Origin of the sequence: Agrobacterium leguminum, assembly GCF_005144435.2 — a bacterium.
GTDB classification, from domain to species: domain Bacteria; phylum Pseudomonadota; class Alphaproteobacteria; order Rhizobiales; family Rhizobiaceae; genus Agrobacterium; species Agrobacterium leguminum.
Window position 1 is genome coordinate 253,268 of sequence record NZ_CP120216.1, and the last position, 15,587, is coordinate 268,854.

Annotated in this window: 14 protein-coding genes and 1 pseudogene; 1 reads left to right on the forward strand and 14 read right to left on the reverse strand. The window is 57.4% G+C overall.

Annotation, left to right across the window (positions count from 1 at the left end; genetic code table 11):
* Positions 1–5: 5 nt before the first annotated feature.
* The 8 genes and pseudogenes from CFBP4996_RS27865 to CFBP4996_RS27900 all read right to left on the reverse strand — a co-directional run bounded on the left by CFBP4996_RS27865 (position 6) and on the right by CFBP4996_RS27900 (position 9,384).
* Positions 6–883, reverse strand: a pseudogene (locus tag CFBP4996_RS27865) (fumarylacetoacetate hydrolase family protein).
* The gene (locus CFBP4996_RS27870; protein WP_080855168.1) at positions 852–1,730 is read right to left on the reverse strand and encodes an ABC transporter permease; all 879 of its coding nucleotides are present in this window, start codon (positions 1,728–1,730) and stop codon (positions 852–854) included. Before CFBP4996_RS27870 ends, CFBP4996_RS27865 begins: the two are co-directional and overlap by 32 nt.
* A gap of 3 nt (positions 1,731–1,733) precedes the next feature.
* Positions 1,734–2,666, reverse strand: coding sequence for an ABC transporter permease (locus CFBP4996_RS27875; RefSeq protein WP_080855169.1), 933 nt, complete (start codon positions 2,664–2,666; stop codon positions 1,734–1,736).
* 18 nt (positions 2,667–2,684) lie between these two features.
* Positions 2,685–4,298, reverse strand: coding sequence for an ABC transporter substrate-binding protein (locus tag CFBP4996_RS27880; RefSeq protein ID WP_162936153.1), 1,614 nt, complete (start codon positions 4,296–4,298; stop codon positions 2,685–2,687).
* A 138-nt stretch (positions 4,299–4,436) separates the two neighbouring features.
* Positions 4,437–5,594 carry a mandelate racemase/muconate lactonizing enzyme family protein gene (locus CFBP4996_RS27885; protein ID WP_137396192.1) on the reverse strand — a complete coding sequence of 386 codons (1,158 nt, stop codon included), beginning with the start codon at positions 5,592–5,594 and terminating at the stop codon, positions 4,437–4,439.
* 28 nt (positions 5,595–5,622) lie between these two features.
* The gene (locus tag CFBP4996_RS27890) at positions 5,623–7,074 is read right to left on the reverse strand and encodes an NAD-dependent succinate-semialdehyde dehydrogenase (RefSeq protein WP_233283466.1); all 1,452 of its coding nucleotides are present in this window, start codon (positions 7,072–7,074) and stop codon (positions 5,623–5,625) included.
* Between the two features lie 28 nt (positions 7,075–7,102).
* Positions 7,103–8,353 (reverse strand): iron-containing alcohol dehydrogenase, encoded by a 1,251-nt coding sequence (locus tag CFBP4996_RS27895; protein WP_080855173.1) that lies wholly within the window; start codon positions 8,351–8,353, stop codon positions 7,103–7,105.
* A 26-nt stretch (positions 8,354–8,379) separates the two neighbouring features.
* Positions 8,380–9,384 carry an Ldh family oxidoreductase gene (locus CFBP4996_RS27900; RefSeq protein ID WP_080855174.1) on the reverse strand — a complete coding sequence of 335 codons (1,005 nt, stop codon included), beginning with the start codon at positions 9,382–9,384 and terminating at the stop codon, positions 8,380–8,382.
* Positions 9,385–9,475: 91 nt separating this feature from the next.
* Here CFBP4996_RS27900 and CFBP4996_RS27905 point away from each other — a divergent pair, with 91 nt between their 5' ends.
* On the forward strand, positions 9,476–10,162 hold the full coding sequence (locus CFBP4996_RS27905; protein WP_080855175.1) for a GntR family transcriptional regulator: 687 nt from the start codon (positions 9,476–9,478) through the stop codon (positions 10,160–10,162).
* Positions 10,163–10,800: 638 nt separating this feature from the next.
* On the opposite strand, the gene proC is transcribed toward CFBP4996_RS27905, so the two are convergent.
* The 6 genes from proC to CFBP4996_RS27935 all read right to left on the reverse strand — a co-directional run bounded on the left by proC (position 10,801) and on the right by CFBP4996_RS27935 (position 15,579).
* Positions 10,801–11,616: a pyrroline-5-carboxylate reductase gene (gene proC / locus CFBP4996_RS27910; RefSeq protein WP_080855176.1), complete on the reverse strand. Its 816-nt coding sequence runs from the start codon at positions 11,614–11,616 to the stop codon at positions 10,801–10,803.
* A gap of 82 nt (positions 11,617–11,698) precedes the next feature.
* On the reverse strand, positions 11,699–12,709 hold the full coding sequence (locus CFBP4996_RS27915) for an alpha/beta hydrolase (protein ID WP_205529292.1): 1,011 nt from the start codon (positions 12,707–12,709) through the stop codon (positions 11,699–11,701).
* 57 nt (positions 12,710–12,766) lie between these two features.
* On the reverse strand, positions 12,767–13,165 hold the full coding sequence (locus CFBP4996_RS27920; RefSeq protein WP_080855177.1) for a DoxX family protein: 399 nt from the start codon (positions 13,163–13,165) through the stop codon (positions 12,767–12,769).
* 61 nt (positions 13,166–13,226) lie between these two features.
* Positions 13,227–13,826 carry an NAD(P)H:quinone oxidoreductase type IV gene (gene wrbA, locus CFBP4996_RS27925; protein WP_080855178.1) on the reverse strand — a complete coding sequence of 200 codons (600 nt, stop codon included), beginning with the start codon at positions 13,824–13,826 and terminating at the stop codon, positions 13,227–13,229.
* Positions 13,827–13,982: 156 nt separating this feature from the next.
* The gene (locus tag CFBP4996_RS27930; protein WP_080855179.1) at positions 13,983–14,936 is read right to left on the reverse strand and encodes a ring-cleaving dioxygenase; all 954 of its coding nucleotides are present in this window, start codon (positions 14,934–14,936) and stop codon (positions 13,983–13,985) included.
* Positions 14,937–14,985: 49 nt separating this feature from the next.
* Complete coding sequence (locus CFBP4996_RS27935; RefSeq protein ID WP_205529293.1) at positions 14,986–15,579, reverse strand: nuclear transport factor 2 family protein; 594 nt, start codon at positions 15,577–15,579, stop codon at positions 14,986–14,988.
* Positions 15,580–15,587 lie beyond the last annotated feature (8 nt).

Below are 15,587 nucleotides of genomic sequence, written 5' to 3' on the forward strand. Positions count from 1 at the left end.
CCGCGTCAGAGGCACCAACAACAACATGGGTTTGTCCTCCAAGGCCCTCGTCCTGAAGCGATACTGTCTGCCCTTGCCGGAGAAAACGTTGGTGCGCTCATGCCAACGCCGATCCCCGCCGGTGTCCCGATCACAATGATGTCGCCGGGCGGCAGCGTCATGAAGCGGGAGATATATGCCACCAGAGAATCGATACCGAAGATTATGTCAGCTGTGGTGCCGTCCATACGCTCTCCATCGACATCGAGCCTCAGTCTCAGGTTTTGTTGGTCAGGCAAGCGGAACTGTGGATGAAGTAGGGCCTGATCAGGCCAAAGCTATCGTGTCCCCGTCCCTTGCTGGTGTTCCCGCCACGCTTCCACTGTAACTCATGGTCTGCAAGGTCGAGGCAGTACCCGGCTATGTGCGCACGCGCGTCTCCTTCGGTCACGTATTTTGCTGGTTCACCGATCACCACTCCGATCACCACCTCCGAATCAAGACTCTCGGCCTCTCTTGGGAGCTCTATCGGGTCGTTGGCACCACAGATGGCCGACAAAGCCTTCATCGCAATAGCGGGCTCAGCCAGAATCGGCTGTTTAAGTGCGGCTGCACTACAATGATAATTGAGACCGATGCAGATGAATTTTCTAGGTCGGGCGGTGCAAGCGCCCACCCTGACATCGTCGTTGACCAAGGGCAGGTTCGGGATATCGACTTCGAGCAGGCGTTTTAGATTGCAATGTCTGACCGCCTCACCGTCCAGGTCACCGCAGCAGGACGAAATATCCCGTATGCCTCCATCGGAATCCAGAACCCCCGGCCTCTCACGCCCGATGGGATCATAACGCAACAATTGCACGGGCCATCTCCTATCGGTCGCTCGAATTCGGATCGAGCACATCACGAGCGGAATCACCGATAAGATTGATCGCGAGAACCACGGTGGTAATCGCAAGTCCCGCACCAATGATTGGCCAGGGTGACCCGAAGATATTGCCCAGTCCTTCGCGTATGATGTTACCCCAACTCGGATTTGGCGGTTGCGTGCCTATTCCCAGGAAGCTTAGCGCCGCTTCGAGCCGGATGGCGGATGCAATCCATAGCGTCCAGAGCAGTACGATCGACGCCGACATGTTTGGGATCACGTGCCGGAAGATGATGATCGGCGTCCTGACACCAATAGCCATTGAAGCTTCGATATAGGGCTCCTGACGTACCGCCAACGTTGCAGCGCGCGCCACGCGGGCGAATCCAGGGACGAATGCAATTGTCAGGACAAGGACGACATTCCAGAAACCGCCTCCCAACGCTGCCGAAACGATGATGGCAAGCAGGAGCTCGGGGAAGGCCATCATCAGGTCAACGACCTTCGAAACTATCCGATCGGTGATCCCACCGAAAAATCCTGCAAGGACGCCGAGCGTCGTACCAATAATTGCAGCCGAAGCTGGAGCGATCAATCCGAATGTCAGCGAAGTTCTGGCGCCGTATATCAATCTGGATAGTACATCACGCCCAAATTGATCCGTTCCTAACCAGTAGGCGGCGGACGGATATTTATTGATCGACAAGAAGCTTTGCTTCAACGGATCGTATGGGGCAATCCACGGTGCAAATATTGCCATAAGCGCAAATGCGACGATGACGCAAAACGCAACTGTCGTTGAAGCTTTTGAGAATATTATGCGCTTCAAGACGTTTGGCCTAGCCTGGACGGCGACGGGGGTGTTCATCTCGACCGTAGCCATGGCTTAGTTCCTTACACGTGGATCGATGAGGTTGTAGAGGAGATCGACGGAGAGGTTGACGATCACCACCATCAGAGCGAACACGACGACGGTGCCCTGAATGAGCGGATAGTCACGCTCCGCGATTGCCTTTACGAGGAGCGAACCGATACCAGGGCGATTGAATACAAGCTCAATGGCGACCGATCCGGACAAAGTCGCCAGAAGACTGAGGCCGAACCCGGTTATGATCGGTAGCAATGCGTTGCGCAGTCCATGCTTGTAGACCACGCTACGTGGTGGCGCACCTTTGGCACGCGCTGTTCGGATGTAATCTTTCGAGAGTACTTCCAGAAGCGACGTCCTCGTCAACCGTCCGAGGAACGCAATCTTCAGGATGGCCAATGTCACCGCCGGCAGAACAAGGTGATATAGCTGATCTGCAAAACCTTCTCCGCCGCCGTTGATCGGGAAGAGTTTGAGATGTAGCGCGAACGTAATCAGCAGCACGGCTCCAAGGTAGAAGTCAGGGATGGCGTAACCGACGAGGGAAAATACCCGCATCGACTGATCTGGGAGCTTGTTCTTTCGAACAGCCGCGAAGACGCCGAACGGGATACCAAGCAACACACCAAGGCCGGTTGCCCCGATTGTTAGCGCAATTGTATACGGCAGGTTGTGACCGATTAGGCCAGCGACGCTTTCCTTGGAGATCAGGGATGAGCCGAAGTCCAGAGTTACGACATCCCGAAGGAACGTAAAATATTGCTGCCACAATGGAGCGTCGAGGCCTGTCTGAGACCGGAACAGCGCGAGCTGTTCCGGGGTAGCGTAATCGCCTAACGCAACCAACGCCGGATCGCCCGGCAATATCCGCAGGGCGACGAATACAAGCGTCAACACCAGCCAAAGTGTCGGAATAGCATCGAATATCTTCGAATTGATGGAGCCAATCATGGCTAAACCTCCCCAGTATCAGGTGAGTTTGGCGCGGTTGAGCGGCCAGTAAGCAGGTCCGGACTGCACCTTGAAGCCGATATCGAGCCGCGGATTGCGGGCGACGAGATAGGAAAGGCTGATAACGCCGCAGGCCGGCAGATCGGTCAGAATCTTCTTTTCGATATCGCTGACAAGTGCAATGCGCTTATTGATATCAGGCTCCTCCATGGCCTTGTCGAGCATGTCATCGATACCTGAGATTGCCACACCATAATGGCTATAGTTACTGATGCCCGTGCCATCCGGCTTGACATTGGCGACTTTTGACAGAAGTTCTGCTATCGGCGCTGTCGGAAGTGGCGGGTAGCTCGTCGACGAAAGAATCAGCGTATTCTTGTCTCTCCGGTTGTCCGAATGATAAGTCGCGTGATCGATGATCTTCATGTCGAGGTTGATGTTGACTGCGCGTAGCTGTTCCTGAATCATCAACATGATCGACGCGTAGTCCTCACGCTGGCTGATATAACAGGGGATCGTCAACCCGTCCTTGAACCCCGCTTCAGCCAGCAAAGCCTTAGATTTCTCCGGGTCGTATTTGTAATAAATGTTCTCCGGCAAGTCCTGCTGCTTGACAGCACCGGGGAATTGGGAGGGAATGAGCCCGAGCATCGGGGTTGCAACACTGCCGAAAGCGCCGGCGATCGCCGAGGTATCGATTGCGTGGCGGATCGCCTGCCGAACCTTGATATCCGATAGTGGCTTCTTTTCCAGATTGAAGCTCAGGATGTTGAAGCTTCCAGGAGCCGTTGCATCGAACTCTGTTCCGCTCGACTGTTGCCGCATCGTTTCGATCCAGCCGGGAGCTCGCACACCTTCGATCATATCGACATCGCCCGATGCAAACGCCAGTGTGCGGGCTGTGGTATCAGCTATGTAGAGAATCTGAAGATTGGGCGTGACGGGTGGTCCGTCGAAGTGTTCGGGAAATGCGGTCAGAATCGCACCCTTTGCAGTGTCAATGCTTTTAAACTGGTAGGGCCCAGTTCCGATTGGATCGGTATTGATGCCCTCGCCTTTTTCCTCGAAAGCCCGCCTGGACTGGATCGATGCGGTCAGATGCGACAGCACGGTCGTATTGAAGAACGGATCAGGCTGCTTGAGCTTGAAGACAACCGTCAATGGGTCCGCCGCTTCGACAGAGGCAATCCCTCGGTAATACGTCTTGGAGTTGGTGTTGATTTTTGGATCCAGATGGCGGCCGATCGTGAACACGACGTCGTCAGCGGAAACGTCTCCGTAGTTTTTGTGGAATTTGACGCCGCGTCTCAGCCTGTAGGTCCACGTTTTGCCGTCCCCGGAGGTCGTCCAACTTTCCGCAAGCGACGGCTGCACGTCTTCTGGCTTCAACGCCCAGCCACCATCGGGACGTTTGACCAGGGTATTGAACATTTGGCTGATCACCCAGTTGTCGGCACCGTTCACCGCGAGGATCTGTGGATTCATTCCGCCGGAGGATCGGGCCGCAAGAGCCACCTTGATCGTATCTTTCGCGCCCTGCGCCCGTGAAACGGTAGGCATGACATTCGCGGCCGCGATAGCGAGAGTTCCGGCGGCCCCGGAAACAAGAAGTTTTCTGCGGGTAATAGGCATGCTGTTCCTCCTCCCTTGTTGACAAGATATGCGATGTCTCCACCCCTCCATGAGTATTTGGGGATAGTCCTCCAGACATCGCTGGCTCAAGCGCCGACCGCTCCTCGTTTCTCCCGGAGATCTCGGCCGACATGCGCCTTATGCGATTGTATTGTACTCGTTTGGTTCGCGGATCGTCGGTTCGACGGCTACCTCGATGCGCCGCGTATTCATCTCCTCCTGATCAAACTCGATACCGAGGCCGGGTCGATCCGGGACCTCAAACTTTCCGTTCGTCGGCTGTGACGGGTTGGTAAAGACCGGCGCGCCCCGTTCCCACTGATCTGCCAATTCAACTGGCTTGGCGCGATGCATGATTGTGCTCATGACATGGATGTTTGCCAAGTGTCCGACGACGGGTTGCGTCTGGTGCGGCACGAGCTCCACGCCGTGCGCACGCGCAAGTGCGGCGCACTGCATCATGCCAGTAATGCCACCCATCTTGATAATATCCGGCTGCACCATGCGGACACCCGCTTCGATCAGATCCTTCAATCCCTGTAAGGTATAAGTTTGCTCTCCGGCCGAGACCGTGATGTCGAGGCGTTGCGCGACCTCACCCATGGCCTGGATGTTGTAATGCTGAACGGGCTCTTCGAACCAGCTATATCCAAGGTCCTCGAGCGCTCGCCCCACCCGCATGGCGCCGCCGACGGAATAGCCATTGTTGGCGTCGAAACCGATCTGAAAATCATCGCCGAGCAGTTTGCGCACAGCCTTGGCTTTTTCTATGTCGCCTTTGATATCGACGTCCTGGCGGGTTCTATCGCCGTCCCACCGAATCTTCACCGCCGCAGGGTTCTCGTTCTCCACGCGCGCAGCAACAGCCCGGACCGTCTCTTCGACCGAGCGCTTAGCGTTTCCGCCGATGGAGCTGTAGCACGGCAAACTCGTGCTCCAAGCGCCACCGAGCAGCTTGTAGATCGGTTTTCCCAAAAGCTTGCCACGAAGGTCCCAAAGCGCAATATCGATCGCTGCCAGTGCTCCTGTGACAATACCTTCGGGCCCGAGTTTGATGCATTTGTGCATGAGCAGATCGAGCAGGACGCTGTGATCGAAGACGTCCTTATCGATGAGGAACGGCGCCATGTCCCGGCCGATCACGACCAGAGATAAATAGCCGCCTTGCATCGGCGAGGCTTCACCGAGTCCAAAAGTTCCATCCTCGGTCTCGATGCGGACAAACGCGCTTTTCGGCATCCATCCACTAGCGTCTCCCATTGACAACTGAAAAACGTCAATCTTCTTTATCTTCAAGACGAGCCCTCCCCGCTCATTTGTTCTCTTACCAGGTCACCGCGATATATTTGGTCTCGCAGAACTCTAGGATTCCATGATGCGCGCCTTCGCGTCCGAGACCGCTTTGTTTCGTGCCGCCGAAGGGTGCTGCCGGATCCGAGACAAGGCCACGATTGAGCCCGACCATACCGCTGTCCATGCGTTCGGAGACCCGAAGGCCGCGGGCGAGATTTCTGGTATAAATATAGGAGATCAGGCCATATTCCGTGCCGTTGGCGAGTTCGACCACCTCATCCTCTGATTGAAACGTGGTGATTGCAGCAATCGGTCCGAAAATTTCCTCAGTCGCGATTTCCGAGTCCGGCGTCACGTCAGAAAGGACGGTCGGGGCGAAAAAATAGCCGCTACGATCAATCGGACCGCCCCCGGATAGAACGGTCGCGCCGCGCGCTTTGGCGTCTTCCACAAGACCCAGGATCCGGTTGACGGCCCTGCGATTGATGAGCGGACCGCATTGGGCGCTCTTGTCGTAACCGGCGGCGACGGTCATCGAACCCATGCACTCGGCCAGCCGGCGCGAGAATTCCTTGGCGATGCCAGACTGGACATAGAAGCGGTTGGCGGCCGTGCAGGCCTCGCCGCCATTGCGCATCTTGGCCACCATCGCTCCTTCGATCGCGGCATCCAGGTCCGCATCATCGAAGACGATGAACGGTGCATTGCCGCCGAGTTCCATCGAGCAGGAGACGATGGTATTGGCGGCCTCGCGCAGCAGAACACGACCGACCTCCGTGGAACCGGTAAACGACAGTTTGCGAACACGCCGATCGTTCAACATCGCGCTGACAGTCGGACCCGACTTCGATGTTGTAATGACGTTGACCACACCATCCGGCACGCCGGCTTCCTTGTAGAGTTGCGCAAGCACCAGCGCCGTCATCGGCGTTTCGGTGGCCGGCTTCAGAACGCAGGTGCATCCGGCAGCCAGTGCTGGAGCAATCTTCCGCGTCGCCATCGCCGCGGGAAAATTCCAAGGTGTCACCAGAACCGAAACGCCGATCGGCTGATGCTCCACCACGATCTTGTAGGCACCGCTCGGCGCTGTCGAGATATCACCGTTCAGGCGCACCGCTTCTTCGGAAAACCAGCGGAAAAATTCAGCGGCATAGCCGACTTCGCCCTGGGCATCGGCAAGGGTTTTGCCGTTTTCGAGGCTGATGAGTTCGGCCAGCATGTCCTTGCGCTGAATCATCAGTTCGAAGCAGCGGCGCAGGATTTCCGATCGCTTGCGTGGTGCGGTCGCCGCCCAGCCATTGGCTGCCTTGTGAGCCGAGGCAACGGCATCCATCGCATCCTCGACTGTCGCATCGGCAACGGCGGCGATGGCTTCCCCTGTCGAGGGGTCGAGAACGTCGATCGTCTTGCCTTCGCGCCCGGCGCGCCATTCGCCATCGATGAAGAGGCCCGTGGGAAGCAAGGCGACATCGAAGCTTATCATGGAAGAATTTTTCGTCGCGATGTTCATATCAGCCAGCCTTTCTTTGATCCGAATGCGCCTTTAGAGAGGCTCGATCGCCGTTGAATGCGGCACCGACAAGCATTTCCATGGCCACAGCATGCAGTGGACGCGGGTTGTTCTTGATGAGCCGGGCAATGCCCAGCGACTGCTCGGCGACATCAGCGAGCTGTTCGCGCTTGATCCCGAGATCCTTCAGTGTCGCCGGAATGCCAATGGCGCTGAAAAGATCGGCGATCGCATCGATCGTTGCATCGGCGGCGGCCTCGATCTGGCCTTGCGGTAAGGAAAGGCCAAGCGCCTGTCCGATCTCGACGATCTCTGGCGCACACCAGTCGCGGTTGATCTGCATGACATAGGGCATCATCAGTGCAACGCCGGTACCGTGCGGCGTATGCGTCATAGCGCCGACCGGGTATTGTACTGCATGGGCCGCCGCCGTGCCGGCCGTGCCGAAAGCGAGACCCGCCGCCATCGCGCCGTACATCAAGCGTTCGCGCGCGATGATATCGCTGCCGTTTTCAACGGCCGGGCGCAGGCTAGCACCGATGTGGCGGATCGCCAGCAGGGCATAATGATCGCTGAAGCTGTTTTTGCCGAGAAAGACATGCTCGTGGACGAGATTTGTGGAAGGCTCTCCACGTGCGGTGGTGAATGCCTCGATGGCATGCGTCAGCGCATCGGCACCGGATACCGCCGTCAAGGAAGGTGGGCAGGTATAGGTCAATTCCGGATCGCATATGGCGGTTTCGGAGATGAGATAGGGGCTGGCGATGCCGATCTTCAGGGTACGGTCCGGATCGGTCAGCACGGCGACAGGCGTGACTTCCGAACCGGTTCCGGATGTCGTGGGTATGGAGATCAGCGGCAGAATCGGACCGGGAACCTGGAACTCGCCATAATAGTCGGAAGCCTTGCCGCCATGGGCGAGCAGCAGCGAGATGACCTTTGCCGCATCGAGGCAGGAACCGCCGCCGATACCGATGACAAAATCGGCGCCGAACGCCTTGCCAGCATCCACGCCGACGGCGATGCACTCGACCGGAAGCTCGGCGATCACACCTGCGAAAACCTTCGCCGTCACGCCGGCTCTGGCGACCGCATCGACGAGATCACGAAATGTCGCATCGGCAGCGAAACGCTCGTCAGTGACGATGAGCGCGCGCTGGCCGGCGCGTGAGGCATATTGCGGCAATGCATTGCGTTGGCCGGTGCCAAAGACGATATTCCTTGGCAAGCGAACAGCTCCAAATAACGTCAATCTCGATCCTCCCACTCCAAACAAAATCAGGCTGCGGCCGACTGGCCGGCAAGCCGCAACAGGCATTCGTAAACGTCGTCAACGACAGGAACGCCATCTTTCATCCGCTGGTCCCTGCAGGCACGCCCCCTCTCCCCGGGGATCAGCACCGCCTCGAAACCATCCGCCGGCTCCATGTCCCGAATGGCCTGCAGGTAAGATGCTAGCTCACGCCGCGGACCGGGCATGACGATGATGAGATCACCCTTGTTGCAGACGCTAGTGTCGTCCAGAGTCCCATGCACGTCGCGGCCAATCGCCGATGCAGCCAGTCCGCTGACGAGAAGCTCGAAGGCGAGGCCGAGCGCATAACCCTTGGCCTGACCGAACGGTGCGATCGCACCGTTCTTGGCTGCCTCCGCATCCGTGGTGGGATTGCCATTCTGATCCAGCGCCCAGAGCTCTGGTATCGCCGCTTTGCGGTGTGCGTGATCATGAATCTCGCCCATCGATACAACGCTTGTGGCAGTGTCCATGACGAAAGGACCATCTTCGGTCGGAACACCAATGGCGATCGGGTTCGTGCCAATCATAGCCGTGCGGGCACCCCATGGATGGACGAGCGCCTCGCTGGTAGACAGCACGATGATGGAAAAGTCTCGCGATGCTACCTGCTCAGCGTACCACGCGAGCATGCCAATGTGGTTAGAATTGGTGATGGCTGCCGCCGCTATGCCTGTTTGCTTAGCCCGATCAACAAGCGCTTCAATCGTTGCAATCGCAACGACTGGCCCAAGCCCCCTCTGGCCATCGACCGACAGGAAGGCATCGGATGCCCAGACATGTTCGCCGGACGCGTGAGGATCAGCCACGCCATTGCGAATTCTGGCAATGATGCGGGAAAGTCGCAAGAGACCGTGGGAGGGCACGCCCCGCAATTCTGCTTCCAGCAGAAGATCCGCCTGCAATGCAGCATGCTCTTCCGGTGCGCCGGCAAGTTGGAGCGCCGATTGGGCCAGCGCGGAAAGTCGTCTTGAATCGATCGTAGGCATCACATCAAATCCTATAGGATATCTGATTGATGTCAGGGACACTAGCTGATAGATTTACATCGTCAAGCGCTAAATTGCCGAAAGGAATGACATGAACTCGTCGCTGAAAGCGCAAACCGAGTTGTTAAAAAGACCGGCCAGTCTCGGCAATGAGGTCTATGAGGCCCTCTATGCGCAACTAATGTCCCTGAAAATTCCTCCCGGTAGCCGGATATCTGTTGATAGTCTGGTCCGTAGTCTGGGTGTGTCACAAACGCCGATCCGGGAGGCTCTTTCGCGTCTTGAGGCACTCGGTCTAGTAGAGAAGACGCATCTCGTAGGATATAGCGCAGCACAACAGCTAAATCGTGATCGTCTTGAACAACTTTATGAGTTGCGTCTTCTGCTTGAGCCGTTTGCTGCGGGCAAGCTCGCTGAGCGCCGCGACGAGGTCGTTATTGCTGAACTAAAGTCACTCGATCTTCAGATGCGAAACGAAAGCAAAGTAACCTCTCGTGCTGCCTACGGTGAATTTGCGAAGAAAGATGCGGCATTCCATAACCATATCGCGCGCTCATGCGGAAACGACCTCGTTTTTGAATCTCTACAGCGCCTGCATACACACGTTCATCTTTTCCGACTTTATTTCCATGCTCGAGCCACCACGGATGCAATCAAGGAACATGAAGATCTTATTCAGGCGATTGAGGAAGGGAACGTGCCTCGCGCGGAAAAAGCAATGCGGCGCCATATCGAAAGATCTAAATCCCGGTTTATTGATGCATTCGATGAACCCTGATCCCGGCTTGCAATAGTGCAATTTTCCAAATGATGCCATGGGGTAAGCAGTTCCCCCACGCAACGATGCTGAAGGTGGCGGAGCAGTATTGACGCGTGTCGAGGGAACCAGCCTGCTAGATCCGAAACCGTCGGATATGGCGCAGGATCACCCATGAGTATCCAGAAATTTTTCCCCAACAGAGTGTAGGTAATCGTCAATCTTTGTGGAAAAGAGGGAACAGGGATGCCTCTCGTAGACTAGGAAGCCGAGCGCTTTCGACAGTCTATGCGCAGGCTTGCGGCGACTGTCTGTATCATCTCTTGTAAGCACGGGGCCATTTCCAGCGCCACGTACGACATCCTTGTCGGCCGAGTCTGGAAGGCATCTTTCGCCCTCAAAGTTCAACCTCTCTTTATCAGAACGGCTCTCATGCGCTGGCTGCGCCGCTGATCCGTCAAGAAAAGGGCAGATCATGCAACCGACGTTATAACAGCGAAGACCGCATACGTGTTCGCCGCCGGCAACTCCAAGCTCGAAGATTGATGCGGTCCGCTCCTCTCTGTGTTTCTACGAGCGCAATGAACGGCTCGGATAAGGCTGGGCTATCACATAATCACATCGAACAGGATGATCACCGGTTTGATTGGATTTAAAGCCTAGTCGTCAGACAGTTCGCGCGACCGCATGCTTGCGGCGTCGATCGCCGTCGAAACGAGGTGCGGCCATGCATCTGGCGCCATTAGCAGCCGCAGCGCCTGCTCGGTTGTTCCGCCCGGACTGGTAACGTCTATGCGTAGTTGGGCGGGGGAGAGCTCGCTTGCCGCGAGCAAGGCGCCGGCGCCAGAGATCGTTGCCCGTGCCATGCGCGAAGCGACAGTAGCTGGAAAGCCCTGATCGAGGGCCGCCGCTTCGAGAAGCTCCGCCAGAAGAAAAACATAGGCAGGTCCGCCACCGGAAATCGCGGTGGCCGGATCAAGCAGGGATTCACGTTCCAGCCAGGCGACTTCTCCAACAGCCTCGAGCAACGAGCCGCAAAGGTCTCGCTCCGCCGCAGAGACCCCGTCGCCAGCGAACATGCACGTGAACCCATTTCGGATGGCTGCCGGTGTGTTGGGCATCGCACGGACGACATGCGCCTTGCCCCCGACTTTCGCCTGGAGGCCAGCCACCGTGAGCCCGGCCATGATGGACAGAAAAATCGCTCCGCAATCCGCGTAACGGGCGTAAAGGGGCAGCACTTCAGCGGCGTATTGCGGTTTCGTTGCAAAGACCACTACGGAAGGGACGAATGTCTCGGGTATCTCCGACGCGTCGCTGAAGACCGAAATGCCGGCGGCAACCTTGCCCAGCGCGGCTGGCCTCGGGGTTACCACCACAGCCCGGTCGAGGCCTCTGTCAACCCAACCGGAAAGCAAGGCGCCTCCCATCTTGCCACATCCAACGAGCAGTATGGGCGGTAGTCTTTCAGCCATTTCCAGGATCCTCTAGTGTCCTGTTCACCAGGAACCAATATCGCAGTCTTGTTTCTGCACAAAAAGCAGACCATGGATATCGTTATTTGCTACCCAACTTCGATTTGAGAAATGCCGCCCCGTAAGCAAGAGCCGCTTCGCCATCCGGGTTGACGTCTTTCAACTGATAGAACTGCACAAACCCGTGTTGGGAACGCGGATAGACCACCGTCCGCGCCTCCACGTCCACCTTGTTCAAAGCGTCGGCGTAGTCCCTGTTTTCATCGCGAAGCGGATCGAGATTTCCGACGACCAGCAACGCCGGAGGCAAATCGGTGTGCTTGCCCCATAGGGGCGCTACGAGCGGACCATAAGGGCTCACTCCCTCCGGCACATAAGCTTCGATCACCTTTGAATTCACCTCGCGGCTGGGAAAGTGGGTCTCTCCAAGCTCTTTCCAGGAGGCGGTATCCATCTTGTTGCTGAGTGTCGGATACATCAGAAACTGCGCGGCAAGTTTGGGACCATTCCGATCGCGCGCAAGCATCGCGGTTGCAGCTGCGATATTGCCGCCGGCGCTGTCGCCACTGATTGCGATGCGGGTACCATCGGCGCCGAAAGTCGCAGCATTGGCCGCTGCCCAAACCAGAACGGCATAGGCATCTTCGAGACCGGCGGGAAAAGGATTTTCGGGTGCAAGCCGGTAATCGACGGAAAGCACAACCGCGTCCGTTCGATTGGTGAGACTGCTCAGCATTACGTCGTAGGAATCGAGGTCACCAGCCACAAACCCTCCGCCGTGAACGAAGAGTACGATTGGCAGCGTTTGATCCGTTGCACCGCCGGGGCGATAGAGCCGGACGGGAATTTCCCGTGCCGGCGATTGAGCACCAATCTCAAAATCCCGCTTTTCGCTCAGTTGCTCGAGGACACCGGTTGAACCAGTCTGGGATTTGAAATCCCCGCGCAATTGACGGGCGAACGCCAGGCTTTCGGCGGTAGCGGCCAAGGCTGCTATCGGGACAGCAACACCGGCGCCAGCAAGCACGCATAGCGCTAAGGGAATCATTTTCAGGAGTGTCCGCATCTTCAGTCCTTCTTTCGAGCTCGACATACCGGGACATATCCCGGCATCACAGAAGTTAGCGATGATCCTGAGCGGATTTGCCGGTCAGGATGGTTTCACAGCCGACATTTTGACATCAATACTTGCCGGGCCCGCTCCGGCCGCGACGAAGTAAAGGAACGTGAAGCAATATACCGCAGCGGCATAACCGCCATTTTCGGTCGGAAAGAAGCTGTGCGGAAAATGGACCAGGAAATATGCCACAGCCATCTGACCGCTGAGCAGGAATGCAACGATCCTGGTCTGGAATCCGACAAGGAAAAGAAAACCGAGGACAAGTTCGATCAAACCTGCGACCCATGGCAATGAGCCAGCCGGCGGGGTGAACTGTCCCGCATGGAAACCAAAAATCTTCGCGGTCCCGAAGGAGAAAATCACCAGCCCGAGCGCAATCCGCAAGGCGGCAAGTGCGTAGGGGCGAGCATCGTCAAGTTTCTGAATCATTGTTGTCTCCAAAAGTCGTGAGCGGGCGCGGCTGCTTCGAACGCGCCGATGAAGGATAGGGTCAGGCGCCCAGCTTAGCTGCCAGCTTGGCGACATGCGCGCCCTGGAAGCGAGCGCCTTCGAGATCGACGGCCGACGGCTGGCGGGAGCCGCCGCCGTCCGTAATGGTCGAGGCGCCATAAGGAGAGCCGCCCTTGATCTCGTCGACGCCCATCTGGCCCTGGAAGGCATAGGGAAGGCCAGCGACGACCATGCCGTGATGCAGGAAGGTCGAGATGAAGCCTAGAATGGTGGATTCCTGGCCGCCGTGCTGCGTCGCCGAGGAGGTGAAGGCCGAGCCGACTTTGCCGACCAGTTTGCCGTTGAACCAAAGGCTGCCGGTCTGGTCCCAGAAATTGCGCATCTGCGAGGCGACCGTGCCGAAGCGCGTGCCGGCGCCGACGATGATGGCGTCATATTCGACCAGTTCGTCCACGGTTGCGATCGGCGCTGCCTGATCCAGTTTGAAGTGGGAGGACTTGGCGACTTCTTCCGGCACCAGTTCCGGAACGCGCTTCACGATGACGACCGCACCCGTCGATTTTGCGCCTTCCGCGACAGCATATGCCATCGTCTCGATATGACCGTACGACGAATAATAAAGAACGAGAATTTTAGCCATTCTTGCAGTCTCCTTTTCGAGGGTTTGCGACGCCATGGCGGGCCCACCGTGTAGCAATCGTTTCAAAAATGCGATGATCGACATGTTTCAGCGCCTTTCGTGCCCGGGCGCCTACCCCTATTGCTCTGAGTTATTGAGAATCCAACAGTGATAACCTCAGCGTAGCGGCTTCAACCTCGCTTCGATCTGCTCCCGTTTGGCCTCGAGAAACGGCGGCAGCGACAGCGTTTCGCCCAGGCTCTCAAGCGGTTCGTCCACCGCAAAGCCCGGCCCATCGGTTGCAATTTCGAACAGAACTCCGCCTGGCTCACGAAAATAGAGGGATCTGAAATAGAAGCGCTCGACCTCACCGGAGGACGGCAGTCGCACATTCTTCAATCGCTCAGCCCATTTGTTCAACTGACCCGCATCCGGTGTCCGGAACGCAACGTGGTGAACGCCTCCGGCGCCCTGCCCGGCCGCCGGCCGCCCATCCTGGACCGCGACATGAAGCTCGGCCGAGGGGCCGCCCTCGCCCATGCTGAACACATGGATGTCGCCCACTCCATCCGGAGACGCGTAGACACGGACCTCGGTCATGTTCATGACGCGCGTCAGAACAAGCCCGGTTTTGGAGATATCCGGGACGCTCATGACGATTGGGCCGAGCCCCTTGATCTGATGCTGCGAGGGCACCGAACTGTGTTCCCACGGATAGCCAGGCACGCCTGCGCCATCGTCGATCAGGCGAAACCGCTGCCCTTCAAAGTCTTCGAAGTCGAGTGACGCGCGCCCGTCGAGTTCCTCGATATCCCCTGACGCGAGCATCAACGCGTCGAATCGGGTTTTCCACCAGACAAGCGTCTCTCGGCTCCCGACGCGAAGGCCTGTTCTCGTCACGCTATGGGTTCCGCGTCGTTCGCGGCCGACCGGCCAGTCGAAGAAGGTCAGATCGGTGCCCGGGTTTGCGACGCCGTCAGCGTAGAACAGGTGATAGGCCGTCGTGTCGTCCTGGTTCACCGTCTTCTTTACGAGCCTCATACCCAAAACCTGCGTATAAAAGCGCAGGTTCTCGGCCGCGTTCGCTGTGATCGCGGTCAGGTGATGAATACCGGTAAGATGAAGGTCCAAGACTATTCTCCCATTTATTTCACGACGAACCGACGAGCAGTGCAGAGAATTACTCCGCGCCCACCTTGAACGGGTCGCCATCCTTGGTCGTCTTCACCGTCCAGGAGCCAGACTGACGGAAAGAGCTCGACGAGGCGTAGGTGTCTTCCATGAACTGGAAGTAGGTCATCTTACCGTCACGAACCTTGGCATGAATGGAAAACGGCGACGTGAAGACGTGACCAACCGCCACCGAGCGATAGGTGAACTTTCCGAAGATCGCGACGTCCTCCCGGGAGGCGATCTTATCCGTGACGGTGAAATCTTCGATGTTCCAGTAGTTTGCCACGCGCATGAACGTGCCGCTGTAAGCCTTGGGACCCTTGGCCGTACCGGTCCAGGGCAGGATCTTCTTCAGTTCCGGATTGTCGAAATTCAGCGACACGTAGGTCGCATCGGGAGCAACGAGTCTCTCCGCAGCCGCTTCCACCTTGTCAGGCGCGGTGTTGGACAGGAAATCCAATACAACAGAAAGCGACTCAGCCGATTGCGCATCGCCATCACTCGACTGTGCTGCAGAGGTGGAAACGGACAGGAACGCCGTGAGCGCTAGGCCCGTTGTAACGGCGACAGCGAGCGATTTGCGTCTGGAAATTCTGGTCATCTGCTCTT